Source organism: Paracoccus sp. NIOT.M2S5SZ12 (genome assembly GCF_057748165.1).
The window spans coordinates 77760-99153 of sequence record NZ_JBYLFR010000011.1 but is presented as its reverse complement, the minus strand read 5'-3'; the positions used below and the strand labels follow the sequence as shown (position 1 = coordinate 99153).

Annotated in this window: 18 protein-coding genes; 7 read left to right on the top strand and 11 right to left on the bottom strand. The window is 71.5% G+C overall.

Annotated features, from left to right (window positions below; genetic code table 11):
* Positions 1–83: 83 nt before the first annotated feature.
* On the bottom strand, positions 84–605 hold the full coding sequence (locus AC2SGK_RS11865; RefSeq protein WP_488323736.1) for an invasion associated locus B family protein: 522 nt from the start codon (positions 603–605) through the stop codon (positions 84–86).
* 189 nt (positions 606–794) lie between these two features.
* Between AC2SGK_RS11865 and AC2SGK_RS11860 the strand changes: the two genes are divergently transcribed.
* Positions 795–1781, top strand: coding sequence for an asparaginase (locus AC2SGK_RS11860; protein ID WP_488323735.1), 987 nt, complete (start codon positions 795–797; stop codon positions 1779–1781).
* Positions 1782–1897: 116 nt separating this feature from the next.
* Here the strand turns inward: AC2SGK_RS11860 and AC2SGK_RS11855 are convergent, their stop codons facing one another.
* From AC2SGK_RS11855 to AC2SGK_RS11825, 7 genes are read right to left on the bottom strand one after another with little or no spacing between them, the layout of a single operon-like run.
* A complete protein-coding gene (locus AC2SGK_RS11855) occupies positions 1898–3145 on the bottom strand; it encodes a hypothetical protein (RefSeq protein WP_488323734.1) in 1248 nt (415 codons plus the stop codon).
* Entirely contained in the window at positions 3139–3756 is a 618-nt protein-coding gene (locus AC2SGK_RS11850; protein ID WP_488323733.1) for a hypothetical protein, read from the bottom strand. The genes AC2SGK_RS11855 and AC2SGK_RS11850 overlap by 7 nt, the downstream gene beginning before the upstream one ends.
* On the bottom strand, positions 3753–4652 hold the full coding sequence (locus AC2SGK_RS11845) for a VWA domain-containing protein (RefSeq protein WP_488323732.1): 900 nt from the start codon (positions 4650–4652) through the stop codon (positions 3753–3755). Before AC2SGK_RS11845 ends, AC2SGK_RS11850 begins: the two co-directional genes overlap by 4 nt.
* The gene (locus AC2SGK_RS11840) at positions 4649–5590 is read right to left on the bottom strand and encodes a VWA domain-containing protein (protein WP_488323731.1); all 942 of its coding nucleotides are present in this window, start codon (positions 5588–5590) and stop codon (positions 4649–4651) included. Before AC2SGK_RS11840 ends, AC2SGK_RS11845 begins: the two co-directional genes overlap by 4 nt.
* Positions 5587–5946, bottom strand: a complete 360-nt coding sequence (locus AC2SGK_RS11835; protein WP_488323730.1) for a hypothetical protein — start codon at positions 5944–5946, stop codon at positions 5587–5589. The genes AC2SGK_RS11840 and AC2SGK_RS11835 overlap by 4 nt, the downstream gene beginning before the upstream one ends.
* Positions 5943–6764 carry a DUF58 domain-containing protein gene (locus AC2SGK_RS11830; RefSeq protein WP_488323729.1) on the bottom strand — a complete coding sequence of 274 codons (822 nt, stop codon included), beginning with the start codon at positions 6762–6764 and terminating at the stop codon, positions 5943–5945. Before AC2SGK_RS11830 ends, AC2SGK_RS11835 begins: the two co-directional genes overlap by 4 nt.
* Positions 6761–7729, bottom strand: a complete 969-nt coding sequence (locus tag AC2SGK_RS11825; protein ID WP_488323728.1) for an AAA family ATPase — start codon at positions 7727–7729, stop codon at positions 6761–6763. The genes AC2SGK_RS11830 and AC2SGK_RS11825 overlap by 4 nt, the downstream gene beginning before the upstream one ends.
* Before the next feature lie 166 nt (positions 7730–7895).
* Between AC2SGK_RS11825 and AC2SGK_RS11820 the strand changes: the two genes are divergently transcribed.
* Positions 7896–9620, top strand: a complete 1725-nt coding sequence (locus tag AC2SGK_RS11820; protein WP_488323727.1) for a sigma-54-dependent Fis family transcriptional regulator — start codon at positions 7896–7898, stop codon at positions 9618–9620.
* Positions 9621–9743: 123 nt separating this feature from the next.
* Positions 9744–11543: an NAD(P)-binding domain-containing protein gene (locus tag AC2SGK_RS11815; protein WP_488323726.1), complete on the top strand. Its 1800-nt coding sequence runs from the start codon at positions 9744–9746 to the stop codon at positions 11541–11543.
* Positions 11544–11555: 12 nt separating this feature from the next.
* Here the strand turns inward: AC2SGK_RS11815 and AC2SGK_RS11810 are convergent, their stop codons facing one another.
* Positions 11556–13511, bottom strand: coding sequence for a bifunctional 2',3'-cyclic-nucleotide 2'-phosphodiesterase/3'-nucleotidase (locus AC2SGK_RS11810; protein ID WP_488323725.1), 1956 nt, complete (start codon positions 13509–13511; stop codon positions 11556–11558).
* Positions 13512–13702: 191 nt separating this feature from the next.
* Between AC2SGK_RS11810 and AC2SGK_RS11805 the strand changes: the two genes are divergently transcribed.
* Positions 13703–14428: a proteasome-type protease gene (locus AC2SGK_RS11805; RefSeq protein ID WP_488323724.1), complete on the top strand. Its 726-nt coding sequence runs from the start codon at positions 13703–13705 to the stop codon at positions 14426–14428.
* 93 nt (positions 14429–14521) lie between these two features.
* Positions 14522–16798, top strand: coding sequence for an NADP-dependent malic enzyme (locus AC2SGK_RS11800; protein ID WP_488323723.1), 2277 nt, complete (start codon positions 14522–14524; stop codon positions 16796–16798).
* A gap of 4 nt (positions 16799–16802) precedes the next feature.
* On the opposite strand, the gene trhO is transcribed toward AC2SGK_RS11800, so the two are convergent.
* Complete coding sequence (gene trhO, locus AC2SGK_RS11795; protein WP_488323722.1) at positions 16803–17678, bottom strand: oxygen-dependent tRNA uridine(34) hydroxylase TrhO; 876 nt, start codon at positions 17676–17678, stop codon at positions 16803–16805.
* A 39-nt stretch (positions 17679–17717) separates the two neighbouring features.
* Complete coding sequence (locus tag AC2SGK_RS11790; protein WP_488323721.1) at positions 17718–19313, bottom strand: SLC13 family permease; 1596 nt, start codon at positions 19311–19313, stop codon at positions 17718–17720.
* Positions 19314–19445: 132 nt separating this feature from the next.
* Here AC2SGK_RS11790 and pncA point away from each other — a divergent pair, with 132 nt between their 5' ends.
* Positions 19446–20042 carry a bifunctional nicotinamidase/pyrazinamidase gene (gene pncA / locus AC2SGK_RS11785; RefSeq protein ID WP_488323720.1) on the top strand — a complete coding sequence of 199 codons (597 nt, stop codon included), beginning with the start codon at positions 19446–19448 and terminating at the stop codon, positions 20040–20042.
* A gap of 57 nt (positions 20043–20099) precedes the next feature.
* Complete coding sequence (pncB, locus tag AC2SGK_RS11780) at positions 20100–21392, top strand: nicotinate phosphoribosyltransferase (RefSeq protein ID WP_488323719.1); 1293 nt, start codon at positions 20100–20102, stop codon at positions 21390–21392.
* The last annotated feature ends 2 nt before the right edge of the window (positions 21393–21394 follow it).

The window sequence follows — 21394 nt, the reverse complement described above, 5'->3', positions numbered from 1 at the left end:
GGCGAAAGACAGCCACATAAGCGAAAGCGGGCCGGAAATCAACCGGCCCGCCCGCATCTGGTCCCGTGGCCCTCAGGCCCGGCTTACTGGCAGCTGGACCGCGCGGTGTTGGTCGCGGCGGTGATGCCCGACAGGCTGAACGTGTCCTTGGTGGTGGTGCCGCGGGCCGAACGCCCGGTCACGACCGCGCTAGAGCCGCCGCGCAGCGCCGCGATCAGCGCCTCGTCGTCGGACGGGCTGCCGGTCCAGGCGCTCTCGCCCTCGGTGAACAGGTTGAAGGTGCGGCCGCCCACATCGACCTCGACCGTCGAATCCGGCGCGAAGGGATAGCCGCCGCTGAAGCTGACCTCGCCGTTCTGGCCGGGGCGATAGGCCACGTACAGGCGGATGTCGCCGCGCGTCACCTCGGTCGGCTGACCGTCGCGGGTGTTCAGGGTCGATTTCGGGGGAGAGACGGCCCAGCATTCGCGCGGGTTGTCGCCCGCGAAGACGGTCCAGTCTCCCTCGGTCGCCACGACATTGCTGGACTCTTGTGCAACCGCCGCGCCCAGTCCGGCGATCAGGACAAGACCGGCGCCCATGCCGCGCAGGGTGGTGGTAATCATGCTCTGGCCTCCTGCCAATTCAATTCGCCGCTTCACCCGGCGTTCTTCCTGATTGCTGTGGTCTTTTCAACCATCTGCGGACAGGATAGCGAAAATTGCCGCCCGCGAAAGCCTGCGAACGCGCAATCGCGCAATTGTCAGGCCCGCGCGGCGCCCCGGAACTGTCCAGAAACACCAGGAATCGCCCGCATGACCCCCATCCCGATGATCGAACTGTGGCGCGGCGACATGCGCGAGAGTCTGCATGCCGGCCACGCGGTGATCTGCGACAGCCGGGGCGTGGTCGCGGCCTGGGGCGACCCGGATGCGGTGATCTATCCGCGATCGGCGTGCAAGATGATCCAGGCCCTGCCCCTGATCGAGAGCGGGGCCGCCGATGCCGCCGGCCTGACCGACCGGCAGCTGGCCCTGGCCTGCGCCAGCCATTCGGGCGCGGGCGTCCATGTCGAGGCGGTGGGCGCCTGGCTGGATGGGCTGGGCCTGGCCGAGGCCGACCTGCGCTGCGGCAGCCACATGCCGGGCGATCCGGCCGAGAACCGCCGCCTGACCTGTTCGGACCACGCGCCCTGCCAGCTGCACAACAACTGTTCGGGCAAGCATGCGGGGTTCCTGACCCTGAACCGGCATCTGGGCGGGCATGCCGATTACATCGAGCCGGACCACCCGGTGCAGCTGGCCGTCCGTGCGGCCTTCGAGGAGGTCACCGGAGAGATCAGCCCCGGCTTCGGCATCGACGGCTGTTCGGCGCCGAACTGGGCCTGCACGGTGGGTGGGCTGGCGCGGGCCATGGCGCGCTTCGCCGACCCCGCCCCGGACCGGCGCGGGCAGGCCATGCGGCGGCTGACCGACGCGATGCGCGGCCATCCCCTGATGGTCGCGGGCGAGGGGCGCGCCTGCACCGAGCTGATGCGCGCCATGGGCGGGACGGTCGCGATCAAGACCGGGGCCGAGGCGGTCTTCGTCGCCATCCTGCCCGAACGGGGCCTGGGCATCGCGCTGAAGATCACCGACGGCGCGACCCGCGCCAGCGAGGCGGCCATCGTGGCGCTGCTGTCGCATCTGGGCGCGCTGGCGGGCGATGATCCGGCGGCGCGGGCGCGGCTTGGCGGTCCCATCGTGAACTGTCGCGGCCGGGCGACGGGCGAGTTGCGCCTGTCGGCTGGCTTTCCGGCCTGATCGGGCGGGATCGTCACGAAACCGACGCATCGCCATGCTTTGATTGCGGCACGGGCCCCCACCCGTCCCCCCTGTCAGGCCGGCGCCCCTTTGGCAGAGCGGGCGCCGGTTCCCCTTCACCCCGCCAGCCAGCGCGCAGCCCAGTCCCGCGCATCGAAGCCGGGCACGGGCGCGCCATAGATCTGCCGGTCCAGCTGCGCCAGCAGGTCGCGCCGCCCTGCGCCCGCCGCTCCGCGCCAGGCCAGGTCGCGCGCGGCAACCGCCCGCAGCGCAACCAGATCGCCGCGTCCGGCAGCCTCGCGCAGCGCCGCCGCCTGCGGCCCCGCCCGCCGCGCGCGCAGCCGCCGCCCCATGGCGGGCCAGCGCCCGCGCAGCACCAGCCCCGCCCCGGCCAGCGCCCCTAGCCCCGCCAGCGCCGCGATGGCCGCCCCCTGCCCCGCGCCCGACCCCGCCCCCGACGCGGCCGAGAACCCCGCGAAACCGAAGGGGATCGGGGCCATCGCCGCGATCTCGATCCGGCGGCTGTCGGTGTCCAGCCAGGGAAAGGGGATCGCGGGCAGGACGCCCGGCTCGCCCGTGCGCGGGCGCATCTGCCATTCCCAGACCACGCGGGCGACGGGGCCGTCCGGGGTCGGGATCGTCTCTCGCGTCTCGGGCAGGGTGAAGCTGATCAGCCAAGGTTGGCTGATGTCGGGGCGCGGCGGCAGGTGATGGGCCATCGCGCCCAGGGCCTCGATGGTGACGCGGCGGGTCAGGATGTCGTCCTTGGCCAGGCGGCCGGGCGGGGCGGACAGCTCGTCCGTCAGGACCAGCCGCCGGGCGGTCATGGGCCGGCCCGCATGGGGAAAGGGCTTGACCGTCAGCCGCGCCGGGGCCGAGGTCACCCGCACCTCCTCGCGCGCGCCGGTGCGGGTGATGTTGGTCAGCTGATGGGTCAGCGGTCCCACCGTCAGGTCGCCCGCCCGGCGCGGAAACAGCGCGATGTCGCGTTCGAAGATCTGGATCATCCGCCCGCCGATCCGCTCCTGGAACCAGCGGTCGCGGTCGATCTGCATCCAGTCGTAATCGTCGGAGGCGGGAAAGGTCAGGCTCTCCAGCGACACGGTCAGGTCGTACTCGCCGCGCAGCGTCAGGCGCACCATCTCGGCCACGACGGGATTGCCGTGATCGTGCAGGATCAGCAGCCGCGCCTCGCCCGGCGCCAGCGGGGCCGAGGCCCGCGCCGGACCCGCCACGGCCCGCGCCCCCGGCTGCGCCAGCAGCGGCACCTGGTCGGCTGCCGGAGAGCCCTGCGACCGCACGCCCTGCGCCGCGACCGGCCCGGCCAGCGCCATGAGGATCAGCAGGGCCAGACGGATCACCATGGATCGCCCGCCTCGGGCCGGATCAGGCCCAGACCCGCGCGGCGGTCATGTTCCGCCTGCAGGCGCAGCGCCAGGAAGGCGCCGGGGTCGTCGGCGATGGTGGCCAGCCACGCATCGCTGGCGGCCATGCCGCGCGCCTCGATCGGGCGGCGCCAGCTTTCGGCGGCCGCTTCGCTCAGCGCGTTGGCGATCATCTCGTCGGGGGCGGGGCGGCCGCCATGGCCCATGATCCGCCCCGGCGCGAGGCTGTCGCCCACCTGCGGCGGCACCAGCGCGGCCACGCGGTCGCGGCTGGCGCGGGCCTGTTCATCGGCGGGATTGGCGAACAGCACCGCGTCGAAATAGGCGACCGACAGCGGATAATCCCCCGTCGCCGCCAGCGACAGCGCCCGGTTGTAGGTCTGCGACCGGCCCGCGCGGGCGAATGCCGCGTCGGCCTGCGCGTGATCGCCCATCCGGTACCAAGCCACGCCCCGGGCAGCCGGATCGTCCAGCAGCGCCAGCGCCGCACGGTCCCATCCGATGCGCAGCGCCAGCGCGCCCAGGGCCTGCGGCCCGGCCCAGGCCAAGCCCGCCGCGCCCAGGACCAGCAGGGCCAGCGCCGCCCTCATGCCCGCCGCCTCAGCATCTGCAGCAGCGGCAGCGCGGCCAGCGCCGCGACGAAGGGCCCCAGATCGCGATATCCCAGGGCGGACAGCGCCGGGTCGCGGCGGCGCTGTCCGCCCTGCCGCAGGCGTGCGGCCAGCCGGTCGATCTCATCGGCCGGAACCAGCTGCCCGCCATGGACCAGCCGCTGCAGCGCATCCGCCGCCGGCAGCGGAGCCTCGGGGGCCGACCCCACCACCCGCACCGCCCAGAGGCGCAGGCCCTGTTCGGCCAGGCGGTCGGCCTCGGCCAGGGCCTGGGCATCGACGCCGCCCCCGTCCGAGATCAGCACCAGATCGGCCTGTCCCGCATCGGCCAGCATCTGCCCGGCCAGGCCGATGGCGGCGGCAGGGCGGCTGCCCTGGCCGGGCACGGTATCGGCGTCCAGCACCCCGATCATCGTCTGCAGCGTGCGCGGGTCGGTGGTGGGCGCCGAGGCGGCATAGGCCTCGCCGCCATAGAGGATCAGGCCGACGGGGCGGCCCGCCATGTCCTGCAGCAGCGCGGCGGCGGCCTGCTGGGCTTGGGCCAGCGCCGGGCCGCGCGCGACGGATGGCGACAGGTCGATGGCCAGCAGCACGCTGTCCGTGCGCGCCAGCACCGGCGCATCGGCGCGCGGCAGGGCGGGACCCGAGAGGCCCAGCACCAGAAGCGCCGCCCCCGCCACCGGCCCCTGCGCCGCCCACCGCCCGGCCCCGCCGCCCAGCACGCCCAGGGCGCGCATCGCGGCCAGCATGGGCGGCGGCATCACCCGCTCCCACCCCCCGGCCGAGGGGCCGCGCCGGTCCAGCCACCAGGCCAGCGCCAGCAGCGGCAGCAGCGTCAGAAGCCACAAGGGCCGCAGCAGCAGCGCCCCGGTCATGGCCGCCTCCGCAGCGCGGCCAGCATCAGGCAGGCCAACGCCGCCGCCGCGGGCCAGGGCCACAGCGCGCGCCAGTAGCGCAGCGGCGGGCGGTCGCCGGGGCCGGGCTCCAGCCGGTCCAGCGCCTGCGCCATGGCGTCCAGATCGGCGGTGTCGCGCACCCGGAACAGCGCCCCGCCCGCGGTTTCGGCCACCGCGCGCAGCGTCGCCACGTCGACCGCGTCGCGGGCGGCAGGCCGGGTCTCCAGATCCTCGGGGCCGAGGGCAACGGTGTGGATGCGCAGACCATGCGTCGCCGCCAGCCGCGCCGCATCCACCGCCGGCACGCTGCCCGAGGTGTCGACCCCGTCCGACAGCAGCACCACGACCCGGCTCGGCGCGCCGCTGTCCTGCAGCCGCCGGATGGCCAGGCCCAGCCCGTCGGCGATGGCGGTGCCGCGCCCCGAGATGCCGATCTGCGCCTCGTCGATGGCTTGGACGACGGCGTCCAGGTCATGGGTCAGCGGCGCCGCGACATAGGCGCGCCCGCCGAAGATCATCAGCCCGATCCGGTCGCCCTGCCGGCGCTGCACGAAGGCGCGGGCGGTGCGCTTGACCGCGTCCAGGCGGCTGACGGGCTGCCCGTCCAGGGTGAAATCCGTCTGCTCCATGCTGCCCGACAGGTCCAGCGCCAGGACGATGTCGCGCCCGCTGGCCGGGACGACCTGCGCCTGACGCTCCACCTGCGGACCCGCCAGGGCCAGGACCAGCAGGACCCAGGCCAGCGCCGCCAGCCACGGCACCCCGCGCAGGGGCGCGGCCCTTCCGGCCTCGGGGCGGCCCGACAGGTGCGGCGGCACGGCCAGCGCCGCCTGCGGGCGGGATGCGGGCGGCAGCAGCCAGCGCATCAGCAGCGGCACCGGGATCAGCGCCAGAAGCCAGGGCCAGGCCAGGCTCATCGGCGCCACAGGCGGGTGCGGCGGGCGATGGCCTCGATCCGGCGGTCGGGGGGCGGAGGGGCGGCGCCATAGGCGGCGGGCCGCAGCGCCTCGGGCAGGCGTCCCAACCGCCGCGCGATGGCCAGCAGGCGTTCGGGCACCGGCAGGACGCGCAGGTCCGACAGGCGCGCGCGCCCGCGCCCCGCCCGGCGCCGGGTCAGCGGCAGGACCGCCAGACCGGCCAGCACGCCCAGGGTCAGGCCCAGGGACAGCAGCGCCACGATCTCGGGCCAGGACAGCGTGGCCATGGCCACGGGCAGGCGCACCGGCGACAGCGCCTCCAGCAGCGCCTGATGGGTGGCGGGGTCCGGGCTCATGGCGCGACCTGCCGCGCCACCGCGCCCAGGGCGGCCAGCCCGTCGGTGACCGCGCCCAGATCGGCGGGCTCGAGGCGCAGCAGGCGCGCGACCCCGTCCCGGCGCACCGGCAGGGGGCGGGACGGCGGCGCGACCTCCAGCGGGTCCAGGATCAGCGCGACCTCCAGCCGGCGGCCGCGGGCCAGCCGCTCCAGCACGGCCTCGGCCCCCGACCAGCCGCCCGGCGCAGTCGCCAGGATCACATGCGCCCCGGACGGCGCGGCGCGCAGCGCCAGCGACAGGGCCTCGGTCAGGGGCGGAGCGTCCGAGGCGGGGGCGGCCAGCGCCGCGGCATGGCGGTCGGCCATGAGGGCGCAGAGGCCGCGCATCGCCGCCTCGCCGGTGGCGGGAGGCGTCAGGCGGGCGCCGCCATCCTCGGCCAGGATCATCCCGACCGTGCCCTGCCGCGCGACCGCCTGCCAGCCCAGGGCCGCCAGATGCAGCGCCCCGCGCACGGACCGCAGCGCCGCCCCCGTGCCCCACAGCATCGGCCGCCGCAGATCGGCGATCAGCAGGGTGACGTCCTCGCGGTCCTCGTTCAGGGCGCGCACATGCGGGATACCGGTGCGCGCCGTGGCCGAGGGGTCCAGCCGCCGGGGATCGTCGCCGGGCACCCAGGCGCGGATCTCGCGCAGGTCCATGCCGCTGCCGGGCCTGCGCGCGGGCAGCACGCCCGCCCGTTGCGCCACGGGCCGCGGACCGGCCCCGGCGCCCGCCCGCTGATCCAGGAGCGCCGCCATGCTCAGCGCGATGCCCGGCGCGTCCCGCCAGGTCGTCACCACGGCTGCACCAGCCGCAGCGCCTCGGCGATCAGGCGGCGGCCGTCGCGCCCCTCGCCCTGCGCCTTCCAGTTCGGGATCAGCCGGTGGGCCAGCGCATCCGCGGCCAGCGCCTGCACATCCTCGGGCAGGCCGTGATCCCGGCCATGCAGCCAGGCCCGCGCCCGCACCGCCGCCGCCAGCGCCAGCGTCCCGCGCGGCGAGACCGGATGCTCCACCGCGTCGGCCAGCACACCCCCGGCCCGCGTGGCCAGCACCAGGCGGATGATGAAATCCTTCAGCACCGGGGCCAGCGTGACGGCGGCGACGCGGTCGCGCGCGGCCTCCAGGGCTGCGGCATCGACCGGGGCGTGGGTGGGGACGGGGGCGTGGCGGCCCTCGGCCTCGACCAGGTCCAGGATGGCGCGCTCGTCCTCGGCGCCGGGCAGGTCCAGCCGCAGATGCAGCAGGAAGCGGTCCATCTGCGCCTCGGGCAGGGGAAAGGTCCCCTCATGCTCGATCGGGTTCTGGGTCGCCACGACCATGAAGGGCTGCGGCAGGGGGCGGGTCACGCCGCCGGTGGTCACCTGACCCTCGGCCATGGCCTCCAGCAGGGCGGACTGGACCTTGGGGGGCGCGCGGTTGATCTCGTCCACCAAGACGATGGAATGGAAGACCGGACCGGGAAGGAAGTCGAAGCCCCCCGTCTCGGGGCGGAAGACCTGGCTGCCGGTCAGGTCCGAGGGCAGCAGGTCGGGCGTGCACTGGATGCGGGCATGGCTGCCGGGCAGGCGCAGGGCCAGCTGCTTGACCGCGCGGGTCTTGGCGATGCCGGGCGGCCCCTCCAGCAGCACGTGCCCGCCGGTCAGATGCGCGATCAGCAGCCGCTCGACCAGGTCGCCATGCCCGATCAGCGTGCCCCCGACCTCGCGGGCCAGGCCCAGCATCTGGGCGCGCAGCGGATCGACAGCGGCCTGATCGTCCATGGAACATCCCCCCGAATTGCCCCGACTGTGCCGACCGCCCCGGAGCCTGGCCAGATGCGGGGGGCGGGGCTGCCACCAAAGTCTGGGCGGGGCAAGCAGGGTTTACTGGACAGGACCGCCCCGCCCGTGGCTTCATCGGCGGGCTTCGCAAGGCAGTGAGGGGGCCATGCGCGACACCGACCACGTGCAGGAGATCGACCGCGTGCTGCAGGGTCATGCCAGCGGCCGCGACAGCGTGGTGCAGGCCAGCTGGCGGCGCTGCATCGAGCATTACGGGCTGGACCCCGCCCGCCCCTCTCCGGCCCATATCGTCACCGAGACCGAGCTGCGCAGCCATCGCGAACAGTCCGAACGCCTGATCGCCATCGCCCGGTCGGGCCTGGGCGCGCTATTCCGGCAGGTGGCGGGGCAGAACTATGTCCTGCTGTTGGCCGATGCCAAGGGCGTCACCGTGGACTTCTTCGGCGACGGGCGGTTCCAGGCGGAGCTGCGCGCGGCGGGCCTCTATCTGGGCGCGGACTGGTCCGAATCGCTGGCCGGGACCTGCGGAGTGGGGGCCTGCATCTATACCGGCCAGGCGGTCACGATCCACCAGGGCGACCATTTCGACCTGCACCACACGCCTTTGTCCTGCACCGCCGCGCCCATCTTCGACACGTCGGGGCAGCTGGCCGCGGTGCTGGACCTGTCGCTGCTGCGCTCTCCGCAGCCCAAGGCCAGCCAGAACCTGGCGATGGGGCTGGTGCGCACCTCTGCCCGGCGGGTCGAAATGGCGAACCTGATGGCGATGACGCGCAGCGATTGGGTGCTGCGCCTGTCCTCCAGCCCGGAATTCCTGGAGGTCGACCCCGAGGCCGCCATCGCGCTGGACGGGGCGGGGCGCATCATCGGCCTGACCCATGCGGCGCAGGCCGCGCTGTCGCCCGACGCGCCGCTGCTGGGGCGCAGGCTGGACCAGGTGGCCGAGCTGTCGGTGGACGACCTGCCCGACCTGATGCGCGGCCGCCCGACCGAGGACCGGGTGATCCGCCTGCGCGACGGGCGCGCGCTCTACGGTCACGCCATCGCCCCGCAGGCCAGCCGCGCCCCGCGGGGCCAGCCGCTGCTGCCCGGCGGGCTGTCCAGCCTGGCCGGTCCCGACCCCGCGATGCAGGCCCTGCTGGGCCGTGCCGCGCGGCTGGCAGCGGGCGCCCTGCCCCTGCTGATCCGCGGAGAGACCGGCACCGGCAAGGAGCGGCTGGCCCGCGCGATCCACATGTGCCGCAGCGATGCCGCGCCGTTCCATGTCGTGGACTGCGCCGCCGCCCGGTCGCAGCCCCTGCCCCTGCCAATACCGGGCGACGGGCGCGGCACGCTGTTCCTGAAAGGGGTCGAGGATCTGGACCCCGCCGCGCAGGCGCTGCTCTTGGGTTCGCTGGCGGGCTGCACGCTGCGGGTCATCGCCACGACGCGCTGCGATCTGGGCGCGCGGGTGCGCGAGGGGCGGTTCCGGGCGGACCTGTTCTTCCGCATCGCGGGGGCGGCGCTGGACCTGCCGCCCCTGCATCTGCGCCAGGACCTGGACTGGCTGCTGGACCGGCTGCTGCGGGCGGCCTCCGCCGACGGGCTGCGGCTGTCGGCGCGGGCGCGGGCCGACCTCAAGGCGCGCATCTGGCCGGGCAACCTGCGCGAGATGGCCGCGACCCTGCAGGCGGCGGCCCTGCTGGCCGGGGGCGGGGTGATCGACAGCGACGACCTGCCCCGGCCGCTGCTGGCCCCGGCGCCCGAGCCCGCGCCCGGCGACGACCTGCACCAGGTGCTGGCCGCCTGCGGGGGCAACATGGCGCTGGCCGCGCGCAGGCTGGGGGTCAACCGCTCCACCGTGCTGCGGCGGTTGCGCGCGTTGCGCTGAGGTTGCGCGCGCAACGGTGCCGCGGCGCGGCGCGCGATTGCCGCGATGCGGCGGGTGTTTTTCCTGTGCCGGGCGCCCGTCGCGCGCCACCCTGACCGCAGGGAGACAGAGGGAGGACACCCCATGCTGGACATGACGGCGGAACGGCGCGCGCAGGCGGTGCTGGACGACCTGGGCCAGGCGCTGCGCGCCGAGGACATCGCGCGCGCGACCGCGCTGTTCACCACCGATTGCCATTGGCGCGATCTGGTCAGCTTCACCTGGAACATCCGCACCATGGAGGGGCCGGACCAGGTGGCCGAGATGCTGCGGGCGCAGCTGGGCCATATCCGGCCCGACGGCTGGCAGGTCGACCCGGCCGAGCCGGTCGGAGAGGAGGACGGCGTCACCACCGCCTGGTTCACCTTCGAGACGAAGGTCGGGCGCGGATACGGCCTGGTGCGGCTGCGCGACGGGCGCATCTGGACGCTGCTGACCGCCCTGCAGGAACTGAAGGGCCATGAGGAGGCCAAGGGCCCGTCCCGCCCGATGGGCGCCAAGCACGGCGCCGGCAAGAACCGCCCCAGCTGGCGCGAGGAGCGCGAGGCCGAGGCGGCCGAGCTGGGATATTCGCGCCAGCCCCACACGCTGATCATCGGCGGCGGGCAGGGCGGCATCGCGCTTGGCGCGCGGCTGCGGCATCTGGGGGTGCCCGCGATCATCATCGACACGAACGAGCGGCCCGGCGACAGCTGGCGGCGTCGCTACAAGTCGCTGTGCCTGCACGACCCGGTCTGGTACGACCATCTGCCCTACATGAAATTCCCCGACACCTGGCCCGTCTTTGCCCCCAAGGACAAGATCGGCGACTGGCTGGAGATGTACACACGGGTGATGGAGCTGAACTACTGGACCCGCAGCACCTGCCAATCGGCCCGCTATGACGAGACCAAGGGCGAATGGACGGTGGTGATCGACCGCGACGGCGAGGAGGTGACCCTGCACCCCAAGGAGCTGGTCCTGGCCACCGGCATGTCGGGCAAGCCGAACGTGCCCGATTTCCCCGGCATGGACCGCTTCAAGGGCGAACAGCACCATTCGTCCAAGCATCCCGGCCCGGACGCTTATGCGGGCAAGAAGGTCGTCATCGTGGGGTCGAACAACTCGGCCCATGACATCGCGGCGGCGCTCTGGGAACATGACGCCGATGTCACGATGATCCAGCGCTCCTCGACCCATATCGTCAAATCCGACAGCCTGATGGAGATCGGTCTGGGCGCGCTCTATTCCGAGGAGGCCGTCGCGGGCGGCATGACGACCGAAAAGGCCGACTTGATCTTTGCCTCGCTGCCCTACCGGATCATGCACCAGTGGCAGATCCCGCTCTACGACCAGATCCGCGAACGCGACGCCGACTTCTATGCGGGGCTGGAAAAGGCGGGGTTCAAGCTGGATTTCGGCGACGATGACAGCGGCCTGTTCATGAAGTACCTGCGCCGCGGGTCGGGATACTACATCGACGTGGGCGCCAGCCAGCTGATCATCGACGGCCATGTCAAGCTGGCCCACGGCCAGCTGGCCCGGATCACCGAGAACGGCGTGCTGCTGGACAGCGGAGAGGAGCTGCCTGCCGACCTGATCGTCTATGCGACCGGATACGGGTCGATGAACGGATGGGCGGCGGACCTGATCGGCCAGGACGTGGCCGACAGGGTGGGCAAGGTCTGGGGCCTGGGATCGGGCACCACCAAGGACCCCGGTCCGTGGGAGGGCGAGCAGCGCAACATGTGGAAGCCCACCCAGCAGCCCGGCCTGTGGTTCCACGGCGGCAACCTGCACCAGTCGCGGCATTATTCGCTGTATCTGGCGCTGCAGCTGAAGGCGCGGGCCGAGGGGATCGACACCCCCGTCCACGGCCTCCAGCCGGTGCATCACCTGTCCTGAGGGGCGCGGCCCCTAGAGCGTGATGCGGAACCGCACGAAGCCGTCGGGCGCAGGCCCGGCGGCCTCGATCGCCAGCCCCCGGACCGCCTCCAGATAGGCCTCGGCCCCCGGACCGCTGTCGAACAGCACCGTCGCCCCCGGCAGCGCGGCAAAGGACCAGTTGCCGTCCGCCGCCGGGTCGATGGTGCCCTGATCGACGATGTGGCGCACGATCACGTCGCGGTTGGTGTCCGGCCCCTCGAAGACGATGGTCGATCCGTCCGCGCCCGGAAAGCTGCCGCCGCCGGTGGCGCGATAGTTGTTGGTGGCGACGATGAACTCGGCCGCGGGGTCGACGGGCTGGCCGTCGAAGGTCAGGTCCACGATGCGGTTGGCCTCCGGATCGACCAGCACGCCCTCCGCGTCGAAGCGCGAGGGCTGGGACAGGTCGATCCGGTAGCGGACCCCGTCCATCACGTCGAAATTGTAGCTGCGGAAGTCTGGGTTCAGCAGCATCTGGTCGGTTCCCTCGGGGTCGATCCGGTTGAAGGCCCCGGCGCTGCGCTCCAGCCAGTCCTTGACCTGCCGGCCGGTGATCCGCACCGCGCGGATGGTGTTGGGATAGAGATACAGATCCGCCACGTTGCGGATCGCGATGTCGCCCGCCGGCACGTCGGTGTAATAGTCCGGCCCCCCGCGGCCGCCCGCCTTGAAGGGCGCCGCCGCCGACAGGATCGGCAGGCCCTCATGCGGGGTCCCGGCCAGCATCTGCCGGATGTACCAGGATTGCGCGTTGGACACGACCTGCACGGACGGGTCGTCCGCCACCATCGCGAAATAGCTGTAGAGCGGCGCGGTGGTCTGTCCGACCGGGCGGCGGACATAGTCCAGCGTCTGCTGATGCTCGGCGGCGGTGGCCTCCTCGATGGCGGCGACGCTGGCGACCAGGGGGACGACCTCATCCTCGGCGTCGCGCTCGAAGATGGGGCGGGCCTCGACGCTGTGGCGCGCGACGCGCCAGCCCTCGCCGTCGCGTTCCAGCAGCAGATCGACAAGGCCCATGTGAGAACCCCAGAACCCCGCCATTACGCCGGGCTTGCCGCCGATGGTGCCGGCGGCGATGTCGACGCCCTCGACCCCCTCGAAGTCGGGGCCGGGAAAGACTTGGTGGGAATGGCCGGTCAGGATCACGTCGATCCCCTCCAGCGCCGCCAGCGGCAGGGCCGCGTTCTCCATGCCCGGTTCGGCCGCGACGGGACCGATGCCGCAATGGGCCAGCGCCACGACCAGATCGACCCCCTCCGCGCGCAGCTTGGGCAGCCATTCGCGGGCCGCATCGACCATGTCGCGGGCCTCCACCCGGCCCTCCAGATGCGCGCGGTCCCACTGCATGATCTGAGGTGGCACGAAGCCGATGATGCCGATGCGGATCGGGTGGACCGCGCCCGCGCCGTCGGTGATCTGCCGCTCCAGCATGGCATAGGGCGGCACCAGCGGCTGACCCTCGGTGGTCACGACATTGGCGCAGACCAGCGGATGGCCCGCCCCCGCCAGGCTGGCCTGCAGGAACTCCAGCCCATAGTTGAACTCGTGATTGCCCAGGGTGCCCCCGTCATAGCCCAGGGCGTTCATCGCCTGGATCACCGGATGGCTGGCCCCCTCGGGCATGCCGCGCTCATAGGCGATGAAATCGCCCATCGGGTTGCCCTGCAGGAAATCGCCGTTGTCCAGCAGCAGCGTGTTCGTGGCCTCGGCGCGCACGGCCTGGACCAGGGCCGCGGTGCGCGCGAGGCCCGCCGTGTCCATCGCCCGGTCGGCGTAATAGTCGTAGGGCCAGACATGCACATGCAGGTCGGTCGTCTCCATGATCCGCAGATGCGCCTGTCCCGCGGCGGCCCGCGCCGAGAAGGGGTGCAGCGCCGCCAGCGTCAGTCCGGCCACGCCGGAGGCCAGAAAGCCGCGGCGGGTCAGGGCAAGGGGATGGGTCATGGTCGTCGTCCTCGGCTGTTGGAACATGCACGATGGGACAGGCGGCGCGGAAAGGCGACCCAAAGTTTCATGACAGGCAGGCCCTTGCCACCCGGATGGGCAGACCTGAGCGCCTGCCGCAAAAGCGCCGTTGCAGCCCGCCGCACCCGGTCCTAGTCTGCCTGCCGGACAGGAACGGGGAAGATCTGCCGGTGACCTATTGCGTCGGACTGAAGCTGGATGCGGGGCTGGTGCTCCTGTCGGACACGCGCACCAATGCGGGGCTGGACAACATCTCGTGCTATCGCAAGATGTTCTTCTTCGAGGAGCCGGGCGAGCGGGTCATCGCGATCATGACCGCCGGGTCGCTGTCGGTGACCCAGACCACGCTGGCGCGCCTGGCCGAGGCGATCGAGGACGAGCTGGCCGACGAGACGACCTCGATCCTCAAGGCGCCCACCATGCTGCGCGTGGCGACCATCATCGGCGACACGCTGTGCCGCACCCGGCGCGAGATCGCCGAACAGTGCCGCGACCTCAAGCAGCAGGCGTCCGCCAGCATGATCGTCGCGGGACAGAGGAAGGGCGGCGACATGCGCCTGTTCCTAATCTATCCCGAAGGCAACTTCATCGAGGCGACCGAGGACACGCCCTTCCTGCAGATCGGAGAGCATAAATACGGCAAGCCGATCCTGGACCGGGTGGTCACCCCCGCGACCAGCCTGGCCGACGCGCAGAAGGCCGTGCTGCTATCGATGGATTCGACGCTGCGGTCGAACCTGTCGGTGGGGATGCCGCTGGACCTGGCGGTGATCGGCGCCGATGCCTGTGCGGTCACCACGCGCCGCCGCATCTTGGACGGCGATCCGGACTTCATGCAGATGAGCGCGGCCTGGTCGGCGGCGCTGCGCGACAGTTTCGTCAAGGTCAGCATCTGACCCGCCCCTGTTAGCGCAAGCCGGACCGCATGCGCGTTGATGCGATCCGGCCAAGCCGTTAAGCAGTCCCCAGCATCATCTTCGGGGGACATCATGACCGACAAGACCAGCCGCAGCCGCATCACCCCCGAAGAGGCGCTGGCCTATCACCTGGAGCCGCGTCCGGGCAAATACGACATCACGCCCTCCACACCCATGACCACGCAGCGCGACCTGTCGCTGGCCTATTCGCCGGGCGTCGCGGTGCCGGTCCAGGCCATAGCCGACCGTCCCGAGACGGCCTACGATTATACCACTAAGGGCAACATGGTCGCGGTGATCTCGAACGGGACGGCGATCCTGGGGATGGGCAATCTGGGTGCCTTGGCCTCGAAGCCCGTGATGGAGGGCAAGGCGGTGCTGTTCAAGCGCTTCGCCGACGTGAACGCCATTGACCTGGAGCTGGACACCGAGGACGCGGACGAATTCATCAACGCCGTCAAGCTGATGGGCCCGACCTTCGGGGGCATCAACCTGGAGGACATCAAGGCGCCGGAATGCTTCATCATCGAACAGCGCCTGAAGGAGCTGATGGACATTCCGGTCTTCCATGACGACCAGCACGGCACCGCCGTCATCTGCGCCGCGGGCCTGCTGAACGCGCTGGAGCTGTCGGGCAAGAAGATCGAGGATGTGCACATCGTCCTGAACGGCGCGGGGGCTGCGGGCATCGCCTGCCTGGAACTGCTGAAGTCGATGGGTGCGCGGCACGAGAACTGCATCATGTGCGACACCAAGGGCGTCATCTATCAGGGCCGCACCGAGGGCATGAACCAGTGGAAATCGGCCCATGCGGTGGTGACCACCGCCCGCACGCTGGAGGAGGCGATGAAGGGCGCCGACGTCTTCCTGGGCGTCAGCGCCAAGGGGGCGGTGACCCAGGACATGGTCGCCTCCATGGCCGACAACCCGGTGATCTTCGCCATGGCGAATCCCGACCCCGAGATCACGCCCGAGGACGCCCATGCCGTGCGCCCCGACGCGATCGTGGCCACGGGCCGCAGCGATTATCCGAACCAGGTGAACAACGTCCTGGGCTTTCCCTACCTGTTCCGCGGCGCGCTGGACATCCACGCCCGCGCCATCAACGACGAGATGAAGATCGCCTGCGCCGAGGCCCTGGCCCGCCTGGCGCGCGAGGATGTGCCCGACGAGGTCGCCGTCGCCTATGGCCGCAAGCTGCAGTTCGGGCGCGACTACATCATCCCGACGCCCTTCGACCCGCGGCTGATCCACGTGATCCCGCCCGCCGTGGCGAAGGCCGGGATGGACACGGGCGTCGCGCGGCGCCCGATCATCGACATGGAGGGCTATGTCCAGACGCTGAAGAACCGGATGGACCCCACGGCCGCGATCCTGCAGGGCATCCATGCCCGCGCGCGCCAGGCCCAAGCCCGGATGATCTTTGCCGAGGGCGACGATCCGCGCGTGCTGCGCGCCGCCGTCGCCTGGCAGCGCACCGGCATGGGCCAGTCCCTGGTCGTGGGCCGCGAGGCCGAGGTCAAGGCCGAGCTGGAGGCCCTGGGCATGGGCGAGGCCTTCCGCGAGATCAGCGTCGTGAACGCCGCCAACACCCGGCATTTGGACAGCTATCACGACTTCCTGTACCAGCGCCTGCAGCGCAAGGGCGTCGACCGCGAGGACGCGTTCAAGCTGGCCAACCGCGACCGGCATGTCTTTGCGGCGCTGATGCTGGCGCATGGGCATGGCGACGGGTTGGTGACCGGGGCCACGCGCAAGAACGCGCCCGTGCTGGCGCAGATCGGGCAGGTCTTCGACGTGCGCCCGCAGGACGGGGCGGTGGGCATCACCGCCGTGCTGCATCGCGGGCGCATCGTGCTGATCGGCGACACGCTGGTCCATGAATGGCCCGAACCCGAGGACTTGGCCGACATCGCCACCCGCGGCGCCGCCGTCGCCCGCAACCTGGGGCTGGAGCCGCGCGTGGCCTTCCTGTCCTTCTCGAACTTCGGCTATCCGGTCAGCGAACGCGCCATCAAGATGGCCGAGGCCGCCCGCGTCCTGGACCGCCGCGGCGCCGATTTCGAATACGAGGGCGAGATGACCGTGGACGTGGCGCTGAACATGGACGCGGCCGCGCGCTATCCCTTCAGCCGCCTGACCGCGCCCGCGAATGTCCTGGTCGTGCCGGCGCGGCATTCGGCCTCGATCTCGGTCAAGCTGATGCAGGAGATGGCGGGCGCGACCGTCATCGGCCCGATCCTGACCGGCGTGCCGCGCCCGATCCAGATCTGTTCGACGAACTCGACCGTCAGCGACATCCTGAACATGGCCGCCATCGCCGCGGGCGGGGTCGGCACGCAGGGCTGACGCCTCAGGTCGCCCGGTCGAACTGCCTCTGGCGGTCGCGGAACCGGGCGCGGTCGGCGTCGGAATATTCGTCCGCGCAGCGGTGGCAGCTGACGCCCTCCTCGAATTCCGGGCGGTCGCGATCCTCGGGGGCCAGGGGGCGGCGGCAGGCATGGCACATTCCGTGCCGCCCCTGCGCCAGCCCATGCGTCAGGCTGACCCGCTGATCGAAGACGAAGCATTCACCCTGCCAGGCGCTGTCGGCCTCGGGGACCTCCTCCAGGTATTTCAGGATGCCGCCCTGCAGGTGATAGACCTGGTCCACGCCCTGCGCGATCAGGTAGTTGGTCGATTTCTCACAGCGGATGCCGCCGGTGCAGAACATGGCGATGCGCTTGCCCCGGAACCGGTGCGCGTTCTCCTGCCACCAGGCGGGAAAGTCACGGAAACTGCGGGTGCCGGGGTCGATGGCGCCGCGGAAGGTGCCGATCTGGACCTCGTAATCGTTGCGCGTGTCGATCACGGCCACGTCGGGGGCGGCGATCAGCGCGTTCCAGTCGCGCGGCGCGACGTAATGGCCGGTGGTGGTGGCAGGGTCCATGTCGGGCTGGCCCATGGTCACGATCTCGGCCTTGAGCCGGACCTTCATGCGGCCGAAGGGCGGCGCGTCGGCCGCGCTCTCCTTCCAATCCAGAGCCGCGAAGCCGGGCCAGGCGCGGATATGGTCCAGCACCGCCAGGATGCCCGCGCGCGGACCCGCGATGGTGCCGTTCACCCCCTCGGGCGCCAGCAGCAGCGTGCCGCAGAGGCCCTCTGCGCGGCACAGGTCCAGCAGCGGTCCCTGCCGGCCCGCCGGGTCGGCCAAGCGGGCGAAGTGATAGAGTGCGGCGACTGTAAGCATGGGCGTGGCCTTATCGCGGCCACGCCCCCTGGCGCAAGATCAGAACTCCAGACCCAGGGCGATGCCGCCCAAGAGATAGGTCAGGGCCGTGATCAGCAGGATGCCCACCATGTTCAGCACGAAGCCGCCCCGCGCCATCTGCGCGATGGTCACCTTGCCCGTGCCGAAGACGATGGCGTTGGGCGGTGTGCCCACCGGCAGCATGAAGGCGCAGGTCGCCGCCAGCGCCGCCGGGATCAGCAGCGTCATCGCGTCGGCGCCGATTCCGATGGCCACCCCGCCCAGGATCGGGATGAAGGTCGCCGCCGTCGCGGTGTTCGAGGTGATCTCGGTCAGGAACAGGATGATCGTGACCACCGCCGCGACCAGCAGGATCGTCGGCAGCGTGCCCAGACCCGTGACCTGCTGGCCGAACCAGCTGTCCAGCCCCGAGGACGCCACCGCCGAAGCCAGCGACAGGCCGCCCCCGAACAACAGCAGCACGCCCCAGGGCAGGCCCTGTTCGGCATCCTTCCAGTCCAGCACCATCGTCCCGCGCCCCTTCGCGGGCAGCAGGAACATCGCCAGGCCCGCGCCGATCGCGATGGCCGTGTCGTCCAGGTTGCCCAGCCAGGGTGCTGCGGCCTCGATCGCGGGGATCGAGGTCAGCAGGCCCGGCACGATCCACAGGAAGGCCGCGGTGCAGAAGACCGCCAGGACCATCTTCTCGCCCTGGCTCAGCGGGCCCAGGTCGCGCAGCTGGTCGTCGATCATCTGCCGGCCGCCCGGAATCTCGGGCAGATCGAAGCGGTAGAGCCAGCGCGTCATCAGGACCCACGCGATCAGGATGAAGCCGAAGGCCATCGGCGTGCCCAGCATCATCCATTCCAGAAAGCCGATGTTGCGCCCCAGCTCGTCCGAGGCATAGCCCGCGACGATGGCATTGGGCGGGCTGCCCAGAAGCGTGCCCAGACCGCCCATGGACGCCGCCCACGCGATGGACAGCACCAGGCAGACGCCGAAGGCGCGCACCTGCGGGTCCCTGACGCTGTCGGCGATGGTGCCGCCGGCCTCCATCGCCTCGGCGGCGCGCGACGCGCTCTCGTCCGAGCTGCGCTCGATCACCAGGGCCAGGACGGACATGGCGATGGGCAGCATCATCAGCGTGGTCGCGGTGTTGGACACCCACATGGACAGAAAGCCCGTGGCCAGCATCAGCCCCAGCACGATCTGGCGCGGCGAGGTTCCGACCCGGCTCAGCGTCAACAGCGCGATGCGCATGTGCAGGTGCCATTTCTCCATCGCGATGGCGATGAGGAAGCCCCCCAGGAACAGGAACACGATCGAGCTGGCATAGGGCTGCGTCGCCTGCCCCACGGTCGTCTCGGTCAGGGCGGGGATCAGCACGATGGGCAAGAGCGCGGTGGCCGACAGCGGGATCGCCTCGGTCATCCACCACACCGCCATCAGCGTGCCGACGGTGGCCACGACGCGGGCGTCGGGCGACAGCCCCTCCTGCCCGCCCAGCAGCCACCAGACCAGCCCGGCCACCGCCAGGCCCAGGGCGCGCAGGCCCCAGGTCATCGCGGCCGATCGCGTCGGCACCTCGTTCTCGTCATAAGCGGCGGGGTGATGCAGATCGTCCTGAATGCCCACGTGACCTCCCTGTTCCCTGTCGGACTGCTAATACCATGATTTGCATAGGGCAAAACGGCCGTCGAAACCAGTCTTGACGCCCGCCGCACGGGGCGCGCAAATGGTCGCGCCCCGCCAGACCCAAGGCCCGCCATGACCCAAGCCCTGATCGTGATCGACCTGCAGACCGATTTCTGCCCCGGCGGACGGCTGGCCGTCGCGGGGGGCGATGAGGTCGTCGACGCGGTGAACGCGATGATGGCCGGCCACGACGCGGTCGTGCTGACCCAGGACTGGCATCCGGCCGATCATGCCAGCTTCGCCGATAACCATCCCGGCGCCGCGCCCTTCTCGGTCACGCAGATGCCCTACGGGCCGCAGGTCCTGTGGCCCGCGCATTGCGTGATCGGCACGCCGGGCGCGGCCTTCCATCCGCGCCTGGACGTGGACCGGGCCGACCTGATCCTGCGCAAGGGGTTCCGGGCGGGCATCGACAGCTACTCGGCCTTCTTTGAGAACGACCGGACCACCGCCACGGGGCTGGCGGGCTATCTGCGCGACCGGGGCGTCACCGACCTGACCTTCGTCGGGCTGGCGCTGGATTTCTGCGTCGCGTGGAGCGCGATGGACGCCGCCCGTCTGGGGTTCCGCGCCCGCGTGGTCGAGGACGTTTGCCGCGCGATCGACCTGGACGGCAGCCTGGATGCGGCGCGCGCGGCGATGCGGTCGGCGGGGGTCGTGCTGGCCTGAGGGTTGCGCCGCCGCGCGGATCAAGGCACCAAGGCTCAAACGGGGGGTCCAGCAGACATGGCCGACATCGCCACGCGCGTCTACAACCACAAATGGAAGATCGACCCCATCGTCCGGTCGCTGATCGACACCGACTTCTACAAGCTGCTGATGTGCCAGTCGGTGTTCAGGAACAGCCCGGACACGACCGTCACCTTCAGCCTGATCAACCGCAGCAAGGACGTGCGTCTGGCCGACCTGATCGACGAGGGCGAGCTGCGCGAGCAGCTGGACCATGTGCGCTCGCTGTCGCTGACGCGCGGAGAGAGCACCTGGCTGCGCGGCAACACCTTCTATGGCAAGCGGCAGATGTTCCGCCCCGATTTCATGGAGTTCCTGGAGGGGCTGCGCCTGCCCGCCTATCACCTGGACAAGCGCGACGGGCAATATGAGCTGACCTTCGAGGGCCCCTGGCCCCAAGTGATGCTGTGGGAGATTCCGGCCCTGTCGATCCTGATGGAGCTGCGGTCCCGCGCGGTGCTGAAGGACATGGGCCGGTTCGAGCTGCAGGTCCTCTATGCCCGCGCCATGACGCGGCTGTGGGAGAAGATCCAGGCCATGCGCGCCCTGCCCGACCTGCGCATCGCCGATTTCGGCACGCGGCGGCGGCACAGCTTCCTGTGGCAGGACTGGGCCGTGCAGGCCATGATCGAGGGGTTGGGCGACCGCTTCACCGGCACGTCGAACTGCCTGATCGCGCAGCGCCGCGACATCGAGGCGATCGGCACCAACGCGCATGAGCTGCCCATGGTGCGCGCGGCCCTGGCCGACGGCGACGCGGCCCTGCGCCGCGCGCCATACAACGTGCTGGCCGACTGGCACGAGGAGCATGACGGCAACCTGCGCATCATCCTGCCCGACACCTACGGCACGGAGGGGTTCCTGGCGGGCGCGCCGGACTGGCTGGCGGGCTGGACCGGCATCCGCATCGACAGCGGCGACCCGGCCACGGGCGCCGAGACCGCGATCCGCTGGTGGCGGTCGCGCGGCGAGGACCCGCGGGGCAAGCTGATCATCTTTTCCGACGGGCTGGACGTGGACAAGATCCTGGCCCTGCACCGGCAGTTCCACGGCCGGGTCAAGGTCAGCTTCGGTTGGGGCACGCTGCTGACGAACGACTTTCGCGGGCTGGTGCCGGGGGACGGGCTGGCGCCCTTCAGCCTGGTCTGCAAGGCGGTGGCGGCTGACGGGCGACCCACGGTCAAGCTGTCGGACAACCCCTCCAAGGCCACCGGCCCCGCGGCCGAGATCGAGCGCTACAAGCGCGTCTTCGGCGTGGGCGTGCAGCAGGCGCTGGCCGTCACCGTCTAACG